This window comes from Flaviaestuariibacter terrae (genome assembly GCF_054777635.1).
This window is the reverse complement of record NZ_BAAHAL010000008.1, coordinates 1,028,289-1,043,553: the sequence shown is the minus strand read 5'-3', so window position 1 is coordinate 1,043,553 and position 15,265 is coordinate 1,028,289. Positions and strand designations below refer to the sequence as shown.

9 protein-coding genes are annotated in these 15,265 nt (G+C 56.4%); 1 reads left to right on the top strand and 8 read right to left on the bottom strand.

Going from position 1 to position 15,265, the window contains the following annotated elements; translation table 11 throughout:
* Positions 1 to 125: 125 nt before the first annotated feature.
* The 3 genes from ACYU7Z_RS12530 to ACYU7Z_RS12520 all read right to left on the bottom strand — a co-directional run bounded on the left by ACYU7Z_RS12530 (position 126) and on the right by ACYU7Z_RS12520 (position 3,893).
* Positions 126 to 2,693 (bottom strand): T9SS type B sorting domain-containing protein, encoded by a 2,568-nt coding sequence (locus ACYU7Z_RS12530; RefSeq protein WP_460570944.1) that lies wholly within the window; start codon positions 2,691 to 2,693, stop codon positions 126 to 128.
* Between the two features lie 459 nt (positions 2,694 to 3,152).
* Positions 3,153 to 3,581, bottom strand: coding sequence for a hypothetical protein (locus tag ACYU7Z_RS12525; RefSeq protein ID WP_460570943.1), 429 nt, complete (start codon positions 3,579 to 3,581; stop codon positions 3,153 to 3,155).
* Between the two features lie 33 nt (positions 3,582 to 3,614).
* Positions 3,615 to 3,893, bottom strand: coding sequence for a DUF4339 domain-containing protein (locus ACYU7Z_RS12520; RefSeq protein WP_460570942.1), 279 nt, complete (start codon positions 3,891 to 3,893; stop codon positions 3,615 to 3,617).
* 921 nt (positions 3,894 to 4,814) lie between these two features.
* Between ACYU7Z_RS12520 and ACYU7Z_RS12515 the strand changes: the two genes are divergently transcribed.
* Positions 4,815 to 5,498 carry a hypothetical protein gene (locus tag ACYU7Z_RS12515; RefSeq protein ID WP_460570941.1) on the top strand — a complete coding sequence of 228 codons (684 nt, stop codon included), beginning with the start codon at positions 4,815 to 4,817 and terminating at the stop codon, positions 5,496 to 5,498.
* Positions 5,499 to 5,567: 69 nt separating this feature from the next.
* Here the strand turns inward: ACYU7Z_RS12515 and ACYU7Z_RS12510 are convergent, their stop codons facing one another.
* The 5 genes from ACYU7Z_RS12510 to ACYU7Z_RS12490 all read right to left on the bottom strand — a co-directional run bounded on the left by ACYU7Z_RS12510 (position 5,568) and on the right by ACYU7Z_RS12490 (position 15,183).
* The gene (locus ACYU7Z_RS12510; RefSeq protein ID WP_460570939.1) at positions 5,568 to 8,348 is read right to left on the bottom strand and encodes a hypothetical protein; all 2,781 of its coding nucleotides are present in this window, start codon (positions 8,346 to 8,348) and stop codon (positions 5,568 to 5,570) included.
* Positions 8,348 to 9,496 (bottom strand): SIR2 family protein, encoded by a 1,149-nt coding sequence (locus tag ACYU7Z_RS12505; RefSeq protein WP_460570938.1) that lies wholly within the window; start codon positions 9,494 to 9,496, stop codon positions 8,348 to 8,350. Before ACYU7Z_RS12505 ends, ACYU7Z_RS12510 begins: the two co-directional genes overlap by 1 nt.
* 52 nt (positions 9,497 to 9,548) lie before the next feature.
* The gene (locus tag ACYU7Z_RS12500; protein ID WP_460570937.1) at positions 9,549 to 12,833 is read right to left on the bottom strand and encodes an error-prone DNA polymerase; all 3,285 of its coding nucleotides are present in this window, start codon (positions 12,831 to 12,833) and stop codon (positions 9,549 to 9,551) included.
* Positions 12,834 to 12,955: 122 nt separating this feature from the next.
* Complete coding sequence (locus ACYU7Z_RS12495; protein WP_460570935.1) at positions 12,956 to 14,458, bottom strand: Y-family DNA polymerase; 1,503 nt, start codon at positions 14,456 to 14,458, stop codon at positions 12,956 to 12,958.
* Positions 14,458 to 15,183, bottom strand: a complete 726-nt coding sequence (locus ACYU7Z_RS12490) for an ImuA family protein (RefSeq protein WP_460570934.1) — start codon at positions 15,181 to 15,183, stop codon at positions 14,458 to 14,460. Before ACYU7Z_RS12490 ends, ACYU7Z_RS12495 begins: the two co-directional genes overlap by 1 nt.
* Between the last annotated feature and the right edge of the window lie 82 nt (positions 15,184 to 15,265).

Below are 15,265 nucleotides of genomic sequence, written 5' to 3'. Positions count from 1 at the left end.
GCGACTGTCAGCTTTGCAGTACTGCCTGGAATTTAAACGACTCGTTCGCCGGTTTTACCCGCAATCCGCGTTGCATTCTCCATGTACAATATTGACATTGCATCGCTAGCATTCGCCCCCTACCCTTACCGGATCAACTGCAACGTACCCTTCAGCAGGTGGGCCATACCCGCGGGGTCGGTGTAACGAAGCATCCAGGCAAAGGTGCCGCCATCCTGCTGCTGGCCGCGGAAGGTACCGTCCCAGCCGAGGGAAGCGTTGGTTGTTGAAAACACGGGCTCGCCCCAGCGGTTGTAGATAACGAACAGGAGCGCCGTTACGCGGCTGGCATGTACGCGCAGCCGGTCGTTGCGGCCGTCGCCGTTGGGGGTGAAGGCCGTGGGTACCCAGATGTAAAAGCCATCTTTCACGATCACCTGCACCGAGTCGCGGAGGCGGCAGCCGGCGCGCGTGGCCGTATAGTAAAACCAGGCTGTTGCCGGGGGCACCGCAAGGGCCGCCGGGCAGGCCGCGCACGAAAGCGCGGGCGACGGGTCCCAGCTGATGCTGCCGTTGCTGGCAGGAGAAAGCAGCACGCTGTACCCCGCTTCGATGCTTGTATCGCGCAGCGTATTCAGGAAAAGATCGGAGGCCGTGAACAGCACGGAATCGCGGGCGCGGCAACCGGCAGCGTCGCGCACTTCTACCCAGTACAATCCGGCGCTGGTTACGCTTACTGTGGCCGCCATGCTGCCCGTGCTCCAGAGATACTGGCTGCCGCTGTTGCCCGCATCCAGCGTAGGCCGCGTGCCCGCGCAGAGCGTGGCGTCGGGGCCGAGGTCGACGCTGATGGCGGGGCGCACGCTGATGTTGTGCTGGCGGATGATCCAGCGGATGCCGCAGGTAGTTGCCTGCTGCGTGCTGTCGATGTAGGCAAACGACGTGTACTGCGGCGTGCCGTTGTACAGGGCGCCGTAGCACAGCGTCGTATCCATCCGCAGCGTGCTGTCGGCAGTCGTGTTGATCACCTGCACCATCGTCTGCTTAATGACCCAGCGCGGGCCGCAGGCGGTGGCCTGCAGCGTGCTGTCGCTGTGGAGGAAGGAAGCCAGCACCGGCGTGCCGTTATAGAGCGCGCCCGCGCAAAGCGTCGTGTCGCGGTGAATGAGGCTGTCGTTCGTGGCGATGATGTGGATCGCTACGGCGCGGATCAGCGTATCGATGCCGCAGGCGTTGCGCAGCGTATCGGCAAGAACGCTGTCGCGCGTGTAGGTAATGCCATTCACGGGTTGCCCGCTGCAGATGGCCGTGTCGACCGTGCCGCGGCGCAGGCGCGTGCCGTATTCCCGCAGGTCGAACGAGCGTGCCTTGTCGGCCGGGTAGCCGCTGTTCCAGTTATCGTGTTTCAGGTTCCCGCTGAGGAAGCCGCCACGATCGTTGGGCTCCATCGACGAAAAGATGCCCTCGTTGAACGGACCGTTTGAAAAGGGGTAATTGAAATTTTCTTCCTGGTAGAAGGTCTGCGTGCCGTCGCCGCGGAGGGCGATGCGCACGCCGGCGCGCTGCGTCCACGCGGGGAAGTCGGTCGGGCCGGGGAAGTCGTAGCTGTATTGCTTGGCGTAGCTCACAAACAGGATCGAGTCGCAGGGCGTGAAGACGATATCGCCGGCTTCGTCGTCCTGCGCGTTGCCATAGCGCTTGGTCCATACGGGCTGCAGGGCGGCTGTGAGGCGCATGACGTAAATGTCGTTGGCGCCGGCATTCCCGGTAAAGGGACCATCGCCGGACGTCGACTCCAGCAGCAATGCAAAGCCACTGGTACCCATCGGCGCGATGGCACGCACAGCATCAGTGCCGCTGCCGCCGGCGACGTAGCTGTTCTGCACAACACCCGCCGCGTTGAGGCGCAGCACGAAGCCGTTGGCGCCGGCAAAGGAGCTGACGAAGTCGGGCGCCGACGATGGGGCGCTGCCCGAGATGATGATGCTTCCGTCGGCCAGCACCTCGAGTTCACTGGGTATGTCGTTGCCCGGGCCACCGAAGGATTTTTGCCAGAGGATGTTGCCGTTGGCGGCATCGACCTTGAAGAGCCAGACGTCGGTGCCGCCGAAGCTCTGGGCTACATCGCCGTTGCTTGATTCGGCCGCGGCCAGGATGATAAAATTGCCGTCGTGGGCGCGGCGGATGGCCACGGCGTGCTCGTTGGCCGTGCCGCCATAGGTGCGGTGCCAGAGCACGTGCTGCTGCTGGTCGAGCTTGAGCAGCAGCACCTGGCTGGTTACGGTCCACGGGGTGGGCTGCGTCCAGCCCTCGGCCCAGTCGTCGCCGAGGTTGTCGCCGAGCACGAAGAGGCGGTCCTGGTCGTCGGATTCGATATCGCGGGCATAGTTGCTGCTGGAGCCGGAGATGAAGATGTTCTGGTCGTAGCCACCCATCTGGTAGGTCGTGTCGCGCATGATCATCATCGAGAGCATGTCCATGAACGGGTATTCATTCCAGCGTACGCCGTGGATCGAAGGATTCATGCTCGATGTGGCGTACACGAGGTTGTAGACCGCCAGCCGGCTGCCCTTGCGGGAATAGCGCACCTTGGAAAGAAGGTTCTGGGTGTTACCGCTCCATTGGTAACCGGAGAAGCTGATTTGATTGAGCGGCCATTGCGCGCAGGCGCACAGCGGCAGCAGGAGCAGCAGGGTCCAGGTAGCTTTTCTCATAAACAGTCATGCGAATTTATGATTATATGTGCGGCAGCGCTGCGGGTGGAGGGGGAAAAACGGGGTAGGTCTTTCGTCGACACGTGCAGGGAGCAGCCGGGAGCACAAAGGGCCGCCACCGGCGGCCCTTTGTCGCGCTGAGGAACGAAGCGCCTGTGCCCCCTCCGCGGCGACCATCGATCCTGTAAGACTAACGGCATTCTAAGCAACCCCTTCGCCGCAATTTTAACCGCAGAGGACGCTGGAGAGCAGAGGGCAATCGTTACGATTGATCCACTCCGCTGCTTTAAAGAATAACGTCTCCGCGTAACGCAAGCTGCAGGAGGCGCAAGCGCGACGCAGGGCATTTGCCCCGATGCCGGCAAAGGGCACCACCGGCGGCCTTTGTCATTGCGAGCGCAGCGAAGCAAACTCGTGCACCTCGCTGGCAGTCGCAAACAGAGGAACGTCAGTCGCTGCTCAGCGCATATGGTACGGATCGGCCGGCTCACCGCTGTCGTAGCCTTGGCTCATGGTAAACTTTGCTTCTTGGCTTATGGCACCCGAAACTTCGACCTGAACGGATGTACACCGAAAAACGTCATCGATAGGTTGTGTTAACGTTGTGTGGGGCGGCACGTTAAAAACCTTGACCGGCACCACGCGCCAGGTCTCTCCATTCTTTTTGATATAGGTAATTGAAGCGGTCATCTCGTTCATCATATAATCGCTGTTATTTGTAAAGATGACCTTGAGATTGTATATACCACCCCATTCGCTGTGCTCGTATTCATTTGGTCGTGCATTTAAATACGTAGCCCAATTGACGCGCATTTCCCGCTTGTGGTCCACCGTCTGAATGGCTGCCTGCACCAGGGTGCTACCCGAATTCAGGATGACGACAAACAATACGATACCAGCGATGCTGATGCCGATCCAGCCCTAGGCGCCGATCAGGCGCCTGCGCTTCTTTGGAGGGACAACCGGCTTTGCCGCAGGCTTCGTAAACGGTGGCGGAGTCGCGGATGCCGGCGCGGGCTCAAACGGCGGAGGCACCGATGCGAACAAGACCTTGAGCTCGTCGACATCCCCGGCTCGTTGCCAACCCGACATTCCTTCCGTCCATACCTGGGTATCCGGGCCGATGGATTTCGCTTTTAATTCGTCGATGGAATAGGGACCGGCTTGTGCCTGCCCGTTGTGCACGTAGTAGTGGGTCATAGTGTGGCTTTGGTTGTGTATGGAACAAGGTCGAAAGAAAAGCGGATACCGCCTATGGTAGAAATACGGCATTTTCGACTCCTTGCAGGGCAGTTGAACTCTTGCTGATGCAGTTTCGGAGCTGCCCGCAACGGATCGGGGCCGGCGCCTTGATAACGATGCGTGTGCGCCTCCTGCCGCAGTACGCCCTTGCACTGGCCCGCACTCCCGGGAAGAGATCGCGGCTCGTCGCCGCGATGACGGGAAGCAGCGCAAGTCCCTCCCAGCCCATGCGGGCCTTCGGAGGTTCCCGCGGCATCCGGCGATGGGGACCCGACAGCGATACCGTAGCCGGGCACAGCGTTTTTCCGTAAAAACCACATCCCTCCCCTGCTGCAGTTTTTACGATTTTGCTGCCGGTTAATACGGAGTTTTCGAAAGCCGTTCTCCCTTATATTTTGCTACGCTGCCTGCCCCGGCCAAAGCGCCTCATTTTCAAGGTTTTTTGGAAAAGGGCAGCCGGCAGCCGCTCCCCGTCCGCCGGCCGGCCCGCAAACGGGGGGCTTGACGCGCATACAACGGCACAGTATATTCGAAAAGATTTCCTTTTTGCGCGCCACGCTTCGTAACGATTGCAGGCCGGGCTGCCGGAATGGAAATACGCTTTGTACGCGTTACGAATGCGGCCGCCGATCCGGAAAGTCACTTTGCAACCCATGCAAAGCCGCTTTCCGGAATGGAAAGCCCTTTTGTAAGCCGTACGAACCCGGTTTCCCAGCCGGAAAGCCGCTTTGAACCAACTGCAAACCCCGTTTCCGCAATGGAAACCCGGTTTGTACCCGTTACCCTGAAATTCACCCGCCGGCGAAGCAACGACAGCTGTTATCCCCGGCAGCCGACCGCAGTGCATTCTCATTTTTATAAACCAAAAACAGAAGGAATATGAAAAAGATCAGACTGTTACTCGGAAACCCGTTCCAGGATCCCAAGATCACGACGCTGCGGCTCGTGCTTTTCGGGCAGAACGCCCAGCAGGCCCTCAGGGACGAATTCGTGGAAGTGGCCGGCCTCATCGGCGACAGGATCGAAAAGGTAGTGATCACCCTCGGCGCCATCGGCAAGGGCGCGGCCGAAAAGATCGGCAGCACCCGCGCCCTCACGGCCTTCAAGAAGCAGCTGCACCTGTACATGAAGCAACATGAGGACGGCCTCAGCGTGGCGCTCGAGGGGCGCAACTCAAAGGGCTTCCTGTCCTTCCTGCCGCAGGGCATCACCGAGCTGAACCGCATGACCCACACCGAGGCGCCCGCCGTGCTCCAGCGCATCCGCCAGTCGCTCGACGACTACGGCCCCGCCCTCCCCGACGCCCTGCGCTCCGGCCTCGAAGGCCTCTACGACCAATGGACCCAGCTGCGCACGAGCCAGCAGTATTTACTCGAAACCCTCGACGCGAAGCGCAACGAGCGCGACGCCGACCGCATCGCCCTGGAGCTGGCGCTGCTGAAGGCCATTCATACCGTGGCGCTGAAGTACCTCGGCGACGAGGACCAGACAGAACGGTTCTTCGCGGAGCATTTACTACGCGGGAAGTCGGGGAAGAAAAAGGAGGAGGCGCCGGCAGTGTGAGGATAAATGTAAAGACCCGCGGATGCGGGTCTTTACATTTATCCATTCTCTTGTTAAAGGAACTTGTGTCTAATGAAACTTATTATATAAATCTTTGGCTCTGTAGTTCCCCTGCTCTACGAGATGTATACAAATCTTATCAGCAATATCTATCTCATCTCTTTCAAATAATACCTCTGTTGCAGTAAGAAGGTTTTCCATTCCAATACTAAAATCCCCTTTTATGCTTTTCACCAAAGTCAATAGCAGTCTACCTCCTAAAACAGGAGAGTCATAAATAAATCTAGCAGCATAACCGATCAATTGATATATTCTCTGCGCATCTTCGCGTTGACTGATAGCATTCGAAAACAGATCTATTACCTTTTCGTTAATCTCCGTTACATTCTCTAAAAATTCAGAAGTTGCATAGGCTACATTCTTCGCTTCCACACTTCCATCAGATCGTAGTTTGGACAAAATTCCTTCCCAGATAACAACCAACTCTTCTTGCGCAAGAAAGGCGGTCCTTCGGTCAATTACTTCTACCAGCTTTTTAAACAAAAGCACTTCCTTTTGATCGAAAATTGACTTAAGCAATTTTTCTCCGATAGGATTATTTATACTTTTCGCGATAACTACATGTTCAATAATTCGGCTGGAATAAACATCGTCAGTTGAATAAGAGTTCAACGCCCTTACGTAATACTCTTCTAATAATTCGAAAAGGTTTGTATAGAGCCTATTTGAATATAAAAGATATCCTTTAAATGCAAAGTCATCGATCTTTTCATTTTGAATGAAGATTGCTGCCTTATTAGTGACAACCCATTCCCAGTCCAAATAACTTATTTGTGGTAAATAGAACCCGATTGACCAATATAATTCATCTAAATACGTTTCGTCATTTATGCGATTTGTGAAAATATCCCGCACTTTCTTATTCCACCGCTCTACAGAGGGATCGTTTTTTGCAAGTGCAATTGAAACAGAAATGAGTGCTTCATAAATGTGACCTCGAGTCGAATTAATAATATCAAATTGCTTATCGCGGTTACCATTAAGGTAGACAAAAGGCTTGTCGTACCTACGTTCTATTAGTTGAAGTATATCGATTGACTTCTCAGCATTCCCGTTTATTACTAATGGAGAATCCCTATCCTTCACTCCTTCATTGATAAACCAAGCTATCATTCCTAAGAGCCCGGACACACTGTTCTTGGACGAACTATCAGACTCCCACAAACCTTGGTCGTCCAAAAGGTCTACTAGAAAGTCGAGCACGTTATTCCAAGGCAGCGACTTTTCAGATTGCACTTTGTCCCGAAAAGCATCAAATGCATAATACAACAAATTGTAATCCAGACTTAGCAAACAGCTAATTTGATCAATAGCTTCTTGAGTCCTTTCCTTGATTAAGGATCTTAAATCCTCCTGCATGCCCCATTCATCGTAACCATGCCACCTCTCCTTATCGGCCACTATAGATATAGCTTCCTTAAAGTCTAGAGAAATAATCCTTTGACTTCCGTAATCTCCGCCAAATCGTGTTTCAGACCAAGTATCATATCCTGGATGTGACGATTCATATTTCGCAACTTCTAACAGCTCTTGCCTTTTAAGTTCAATTTTTTCTCTAAACTCTGGATTTACGTTGGTCAAGGATGCAAGCCATTCTATCTTTTTGATTGCGGTATACCTGTCTAGTTGATCAGGATCCGAAATTTCATCCGACTTGAATGTTAATGCATCTATCCAATTAAGTACAACCTGCACTTCATTCATTGTGAATGATTTACAATGTGCTTTCAACAACTTAAACACTTCCAACTTACTCTCGAAATCTAAGAGCGGATTACTCTCTTTCCAGAAAAGATTGCAAAGTTCTTGGTAATTGTTATCTATTGCGTAATATGAAATTCTTCTTAGTACCGGCACATCTATAGCTAAATTTTCAGACACGAACTGCTCTGATGATTTTAAATGGACGGCTGGCAGTGTGATAGTATTACGAAGAAACTTAACAATCAAATGGTTAACACCTTCACTAGACCAGTTCTGGGGATCTTCTCCAATAGAAACAATATTAAATTTTGAAAACTGAAAAGGGTTCTTGTTGGTATACTGCTTTACTATTTCAACTAACCAACTAAGAATTTCATCACCAAGAACCACATAAATCTTTTGCGGTGACACATCAACAAATTCCTTCAACGAAAATGGCTGAATATGTGAATTCAGGTTGCCACTCTCATCAGTATTTCTTTTTACGCTGAATACAACATCCAATATCCAAAAAAGCAAAGCCTTGTGTTGCTCTCTTATAACTCTCTCAAAAAATGACGTTAACAAGTCGTGTGCTACGCTTGAGAAGTTTCCTTTTATACCATGTTCTTCAATAAACGAAAGATGTTTGGGCTCGATTTTATTAAGAGGCAATAGGAAAATATAATCGCAAAAGAACCAATCAGGGCGATAATTCCTGCTCACATCTGTTTTTCTTTCAGCTACATATTCGATGTAGTTATTAATCAGAAATATTATCGAATTAATGAGTTCGTCATCCTCGTTCTTTATACTGAACTCGCATGCTGTTTTAATTAAAATGGAAGCGTCCCAACCTAAGAACCAATGCTCAATTTTACCATCGTTATTCTTTTCGACTGCTTTGGGAATTGTTTTAAAATTGAATGCACCCAACTTTAATAAGTACAAAAACCAATTTTTCGAAAAATTCCTCTCAACAAGTCTAAATAAATAGATCCGCTCAGATGTGGAATTTAGTACATCAGCTATAAACTCGTTGCGAGAAAAATCATTATTAGCAACGATTATGTCAACTTCATTTAGTCTATTAATAATATTTTCCATTATTGATTCAAGTTTGGATCATAAGACGTTGCTACCTTCCCACCCATTGTATTAAGCTCTCTTAGGATTGTTTCGATCTCTAAGTAATTTTCACCTTCGAAAACTATAGGCTTGATGTTTAGTTCTTTGAACAACTCAATCTTCTTTCTATTCCCTTTGTTTATCTCGATTTGATTCAATAAAATCGTTTTTACTTCTTGAGCGAAACCTGATCGACGGATTTCATCTTCCTTGGTTTCATCTATATACAAAACTGCTTCTTTTGTATCACCTAGGTCTTTGGCGATTAAATATGAGGCTTGAATTAATTCTGTTATAGGAACTTTCCTTTCCGTCAATTCAGGTGCATAAAAAAAGTCTTTATAAAGAAGGCTCGAAACAATACAGAAGTGGGGAGGCAACGGACCTTTCTGTGCTGCCTCTAGGAAGCCTTTTACTTTTGATAACGTGTTTTGTAAAAAATTTACAAAAAAATCATCATTGAAGCTGAAGCCAACAAATACAACACTAAACTCCTTAAATACAGTTCGAATTAAATCTGCTAAACCAGATCCGTCATTCTCATACTGCTCTCTGTATGATTCGAAGGTTAATACAAATGTCCCGTCTGTATTATTGCCGTGAATATGATAGATGCCTCTGTTCACTCCTATTCCGTAAAGTGACAGCCCACCAATACTCAAAGTCCTGTAATCGAAATTCCCCTCCCTATTAATCCGTTTAAGGCATTCCAACGCTTCTTCGATACTCATATCATAATTCGTCGTAATCACCGTTTTCGTTAGCTGCAAAAGCTCTAGATGAAGAGAAGTGAAGTGGCAAGATCTTGGCTTAGTATGTTTCTTTAGCATCTCCTTATAGTGATTCTTATCTTTTGCACTTGCCTCTATGTATGATGCTACTCTCGCATGTCCATCCGTTTTTATTGCATTTATAAGTTCGCTTTCTTTAAATGGACCAAATTGGCGATTCAACTCTAACAGCAATTTGTCCCATATAGGAATATTTAATACAGCTGAGCATCCAGCGCCGATAAAGGCAGCGATAGAGGCTCTGCTTTGTACTAACTGCTTAAGTTCCAATTTATTTTTATTGCTTTCGCTCATTATTGCAACTACGATTTGAGAGATTTGCAAAGGTAGCAACATAGTTTATGAGATTTTAGACAAGACGGATTAGCTCCTATTACAAACCTGAGCGCTATTTAAAATCCCTACTCCTTCCCAACTCCCTCGCCTTCCGCTGATCCTCCATACTCCCCTTCGCTTCATCCGCCCGCGACAGTATTTGTACGTTCGGCTCCTCCCCTGTCGTAATCAGCTTCCGCAGCAACTTCGAGGCATCCCAGCCCACCTTCACGATCACGTGTACCACGATGCCTTCGCGCTGCACGGTGCCGTCGGCGAGGAAGAGGCGCGCGCCGGCGATCTTGCGCTTGTAGGTTTCCACCACCTGCGGGAAGAGCACCAGGTTGGCGGTGCCGGTTTCGTCTTCGATGGTCATAAACCACACGCCCTTGGCGGTGCCGGGGCGCTGGCGCACGAGCACGAGGCCGGCGATGCGCACGGGTGCGCCGTGGGGCATCCGCAGCAGGTCGGCGGCGCGGGTGCAGCCACCGCGGTCCAGCTCGGGGCGCAGAAACTGCAGCGGGTGCGCCTTCAGCGATAGGCCGAGGGCGCCATAGTCCTGCACCACGTGCTCGGCCTCCAGCAGCAGCGGCAGCTGCACCGCCTCGCCCACGCCGTCGGGGGCGGCCTGGCCGGCAAAGAGGGCCTCGGGCCGGTCTTTGGTGCTCACCTCCCACAGCGCCTGCCGCCGGTCGAGACCGAGGGAGCGGAAGGCATCGGCATCGGCGAGCCGCTCCAGCGCCGCCGCCGGCACGCCCGCATCGCGCAGCGCGTTGACGCTCCGGTAGCCCGCGCCGCGCCCCTTCAGCAGCAGCTCGATGTCGTCGGCGCGGAGACCGCGGATGAGGCGGAAGCCCAGCCTCACCCCTAACCCCTCTCCGCGCCGGAGAGGGGAATGTTGCCCCACGACTTCAGCAGTCGTCCTCAAGTCGGGCGTTCCCCCTCTCCGTTCCGGAGAGGGGGGCAGGGGGGCGAGGTCATGGTCCCACTGCGAATGATTCACATCCACCGGCAGTACCGTCACCCCATGGTTCCGCGCATCCTGCACCAGCTGCGCGGGCTGGTAAAAGCCCATGGGCTGCGCGTTGAGGATGGCGGCGGCAAACACGTCGGGGTAGTAGCACTTGAGCCAGCAGCTGACCCACACCAGCAGCGCAAAGGAGGCGGCGTGGCTCTCGGGGAAGCCGTAGGAGCCGAAGCCCTCCAATTGCTTGAACACCTTCTCGGCGTACTCCTGCGTGTAGCCGCGGGCCACCATGCCGGTTACAAGCTTGTCGCGCCACTCGCTCACCACGCCCTTGAACTTGAAGGTGGCCATCGAGCGGCGCAGGCCGTCGGCCTCGGCCGGCGTGAAGCCCGCGGCGGCAATGGCGATCTTCATCGCCTGCTCCTGGAAGAGGGGCACGCCGAGGGTGCGCTTCAGTATCTCCTCGAGCTCCTTCGTGGGATAGGTGATGGGCTCCTCTCCGTTTCTTCTTTTCAGGTACGGGTGCACCATGTCGCCCTGTATCGGGCCGGGCCGCACGATGGCCACCTCGATCACGAGGTCGTAGAACTTGCGCGGCCGCAGGCGCGGGAGCATGCTTTGCTGCGCGCGGCTCTCGATCTGGAACACACCGATGGTGTCGGCGCGGCAGATCATGTCGTACACCTTGCTGTCTTCATCCTGCGGGATCGTGGCCAGCGTTTTCTTTACGCCGTAGTGCTGCTCCAACAGGTCGAAGGCCTTGCGGATGCAGGTGAGCATGCCGAGGGCCAGCACGTCGATCTTGAGGAAGCCGAGGGTTTCGATATCGTCCTTGTTCCATTCGATGCAGGTGCGCCCCGGCATCCGCGCGTTGAGTACGGGGCACAGCTGCGTGAGCCTGCCGCGCGTGATCACGAAGCCGCCGGTGTGCTGCCCCAGCTGCCGCGGGAAGCCGATGTACTGGGCCGTCAGCTCGAGCACCTTGCGGAGAAAGGGATCCGTGGGGTCCATGCCCGTTTCGCGCACCGAGCCCTCGTCGAGCGGGTCGTTGCTGTAGTGGTGCCCCATAACGCCGGCGAGTTTGCCCACGGCATCGAGGGAGAGGCCCATCGCCTTGCCTACGTCGCGGATGGCGCCGCGGCCGTGCACCTGCGTTACGGTGGCCACGATGGCGGCGCGGTCGCGGCCGTACTTATTGTAGATATACTGGATCACCTCCTCGCGGCGCTCGTGCTCGAAGTCGACGTCGATGTCGGGGGGCTCGGCGCGGGCTGCGGAGATGAAGCGCTCGAAGAGCAGCTCGAATTTTTCGGGGTTTACCGAGGTGATGCCGAGGCAGAAGCACACGGTGCTGTTGGCCGCCGAGCCGCGTCCCTGGCAGAGGATGCCGCGGTCGCGGGCAAAGCGCACGATGTCGTAGACGGTGAGGAAGTAGGGTGCGTAGTGCACCTGCGCGATGAAAGTCAACTCGTATTCGATGGCGGCTTTGATCTTGTCGGGAAGCACGTCGCCAAAGAATTCTTTCGCGCCCTTCCAGGCGAGGTACTCGAGCTCCTCCTGCGGCGTGCGTCCTTCAGAGGTGATCTCCTCGGGGTATTCGTATTTCAGCTCGTCGAGCGAAAACCTACAGGCCTCCGCTAAAGCCCCGGCGCGTGAAACAGCCTCGGGATATTGCTGAAAGAGACGCGCCATTTCGGCGGCCGGCTTCAGGTAGCGCTCGGCGTTGGGCAGCAGCCGGTAGCCGGCGGTTTGTATCGTGCATTTTTCGCGGATGCAGGTGAGCACGTCCTGCAGCTGCCGCCGCGCGGGCTCGTGGTAGTGCACGTCGTTGGTGGCCACGAGGGGCACGCCGTATTGCTGCGCCAGCTCCTGCAGGCGATGCAGCTGCTTGGCATCGTCGCCATTGTAGCGTCGCGTGGCGGCCAGCGACAGCCGGTTGCCGAAGGCTCCTTTGTATTCAGCCAATGCTTTCTCGAAGTCCGGGGCAAAGTGGAAGTCGGCCTCCAGCGCCTCGGGCGGCAGCGCCACGAGCTGCAGTCCTTCGCCGAGTGCATATACATCTTCTTTATACAGGTGGCAATCGCCCTTCTCGGCGCGGCTGTTGCCCAGCGAGAGCAGCGCGCAGAGGTTGGCCCATCCGCCCAGATCCACCGGGTACGCCAGCAGCGACGGGCCATCGAGCAGGTCGAGGCGGCAGCCGGGAATGACGCGCACGCCGTGCTTGCGCCCTGCCGCATGGGCCCGCACCACGCCCGCCAGCGTATTGCGGTCGGTGATGGCGATGGTATCGTAGCCCAGTGACGCCGCGCAGGCCAGCAGCTCCTCGGGGTGCGAGCCGCCGCGGAGGAAGGAGAAGTTGGATGTTATTTGGAGTTCGGTGTACAACCTCACCCCCCGCCCCCTCTCCGAAGCGGAGAGGGGGAGCACATTCCCGTCCATGTGATTACCAGCTGCCATTGTGTGGTGAAGTCAGTTCCCCCTCTCCGTCCCGGAGAGGGGGTTAGGGGGTGAGGTTACGTGAAATGCCCATGCAGATACCACTGCTCCGTTCGCTGCGCCGTGTAGTGCCCGGAGCGGAACAGCCAGTAGCGGCGGCCTTCGGCGTCTTCGACGCAGTAGTAGTCGCGGTGCTCGCCTTCCTGGAGCCACCACTCCTGCTCGATGCGCTCGGGGCCGTCGGCGCGGCGGATCGTGTGCAGCTGCCCGCGGTAGCGGAAGTTCATCGGCGGGTAGTCGGGCACGGGCGCCGTTACCTCGATGCGCTCGGGCGGCGCGAGCAATTGCAGCGGCCGCGGGCGATCGAGCTTCCACTCCGATGTCGCCCCTTCCTGCAGGTCGGGTGCGGGGCGGAAGGCGCGCTCGGGCCAGTAGTGCTCGGCGGGAAGAAAGCGCTGCACGGTGCCGGCGCCCAGCTTGCCGCGCAGGCGGTCGATGAGCTCGGCGAGCTGCGGATCCTGCAGGCCACCGCCCGATTTCCAGAAGGCATCCTGCACCGCCTCGGCATCTTCCACCACGGGCGCTTCGAGCAAAAACAATTCAATGCCCAGCGCCGGCTCGATGCTGCCCACCTTGAGGCTGAACAGCTGGAAGAGGTGCTCCTCGTGATGCGACGGGCGGCTCGTGCCGATCTCGATGCCCTGCGTAACGCCGTCGATGCGGTAGCCGCGGAAGATCGCCTTGCGCAGCCCCTTGCCTTCCTGGCGGAGGCGCGCGCAGAGGCGCTGCAGCAATTGTTGCAGGGCAATGTCGATACCCGTGCGCGTGCAGATCGGCTCGAGGCAGGGCAGCCGCTCGCTGAAGGGCTCGGCGGGATAAAACGGCGTGAGCCACTCGCGCTCCTCGCCCAGCGCCTGCCGCAGGCGTTGCAGCAGCAGCGGCCCGAAGCGCCGGCGCAGCGCGGAGCGCGGGATGGCCATAATATCTTTCACCTTCCGCAGCCCCAGCTTGTGCAGGCGCTGTGTCGTTTCTTCATCGAGCCGCAGCGCCGGCACGGGCAACGACGCCAGCGCCTCGCCCTGCCTGCCGGGCGGCGCGATCGCTATGCCTTTCCCATAACGCGCAAGCGCCCAGGCCGCACCCACCGTTCCGGCCATCGCGGCACGTACCGTATAACTACGGTCGCGGAGGCGCGTCACGATCTCCTGCAGGTACTTCTCCTCGCCACCCCACAGGTGCGCGCAGCCCGATGCATCGAGCAGGATGCCGTCGGGTGCATCGGCAGATGCCACGGGTGTAAAGCGGATGCACCATTCGGCGATGCGGTCGAGGAGTTGCGTTGTGAGCCCCGGCTTGTCGTCGAGCACGAGGAGGTCGGGCGCCAGCGCGCGGGCGTCGGCGAGCACGGCACCGGGCCGTACGCCGAGGCGCTGCGCCTGCGGACTCGCGGCCATCACTACCGCGCGGTTGTGCGCCTGCGCGCGGAGCACGAAGGGCACGTCTTTCAGCTGCGGCTGCTTGCGGCAGTGCCAGTCGGTGGCGAGGTAGGGAAACCAGAGGGCAACGTAGCGGGGTTCCATCAGCCGGCTTTTTGTTGAAGGGTGGGTAATGCCGCGAGGCGCGGGAGAATGCGGAAGCGGCGGCCCGACCATTCCACGTCCCAGGAGCCGGGTTGCCCGTTGCGCACCTTCAGCAGGCGCACGCGCCAGCGCGGGTGGCCGAGACCGGGCAATCCTTCTTCGGGGCTGCTGGCCAGCGGCGCCACCTGCCAGCGGCATACGGCGGTGCTGCTGGCGGGTCGCTGCGTGCGACGCAGCAGGAAGAGCGGCACGCCGCTGCCTTCGATGGCGAGCTGGAAACGACGGCTGTCGGTAAACGTGAGGTCGCGCAGCTCGCCCACCACGGCGCCAAGTGCGGGACAGCGGAGGGCTTCGTCGAGCGCCCAGGGAATGTCCTTTTCCCTGATGCGGTCGAGAAAGAGCACCTGCGCGGGGTCGATGCCAAAAGCCCGCAGCGCCGGCGGGTAGAGCGTGCGGCGGGTTCCTACCCAGAGGGCCGCGCCGCCGCCTTGGAGCAGCGTCGACAAAATGCCCGACAGGAATCCGCCCGAGGCCGCGAAGCCTTCCGCATCAGGGCACAAAAACTCGTGCAGCGCCGCGCGCGGAAACACGCCGTTCGGGAAAGCCGCATTCATCCGCCCGAGGCCGATGGGGTCGGCCACTTCGAGCGTCGGCGTCCGGAACCCTTGCAGGGCCAGCACTTCCTGTTGCAGGCGGGCAAATATGTCGGCTTTCGAGGGGAGCATTTCTGCGGCAAGTTTACTAAATATTTTAGCAAACGGAAGGCCAAAGAAATACCCATTGTCGTTAGATGAAGCGCAGAAGCGT

Excerpts from the sequence above, each read along its gene's own strand:
- ACYU7Z_RS12510 (WP_460570939.1), bottom strand. The coding sequence starts at position 8,348 with ATGGAAAATATTATTAATAGACTAAATGAAGTTGACATAATCGTTGCT.
- ACYU7Z_RS12490 (WP_460570934.1), bottom strand. The coding sequence starts at position 15,183 with ATGCTCCCCTCGAAAGCCGACATATTTGCCCGCCTGCAACAGGAAGTG.
- ACYU7Z_RS12505 (WP_460570938.1), bottom strand. The coding sequence starts at position 9,496 with ATGTTGCTACCTTTGCAAATCTCTCAAATCGTAGTTGCAATAATGAGC.
- ACYU7Z_RS12495 (WP_460570935.1), bottom strand. The coding sequence starts at position 14,458 with ATGGAACCCCGCTACGTTGCCCTCTGGTTTCCCTACCTCGCCACCGAC.
- ACYU7Z_RS12520 (WP_460570942.1), bottom strand. The coding sequence starts at position 3,893 with ATGACCCACTACTACGTGCACAACGGGCAGGCACAAGCCGGTCCCTAT.
- ACYU7Z_RS12530 (WP_460570944.1), bottom strand. The coding sequence starts at position 2,693 with ATGAGAAAAGCTACCTGGACCCTGCTGCTCCTGCTGCCGCTGTGCGCC.
- ACYU7Z_RS12515 (WP_460570941.1), top strand. The coding sequence starts at position 4,815 with ATGAAAAAGATCAGACTGTTACTCGGAAACCCGTTCCAGGATCCCAAG.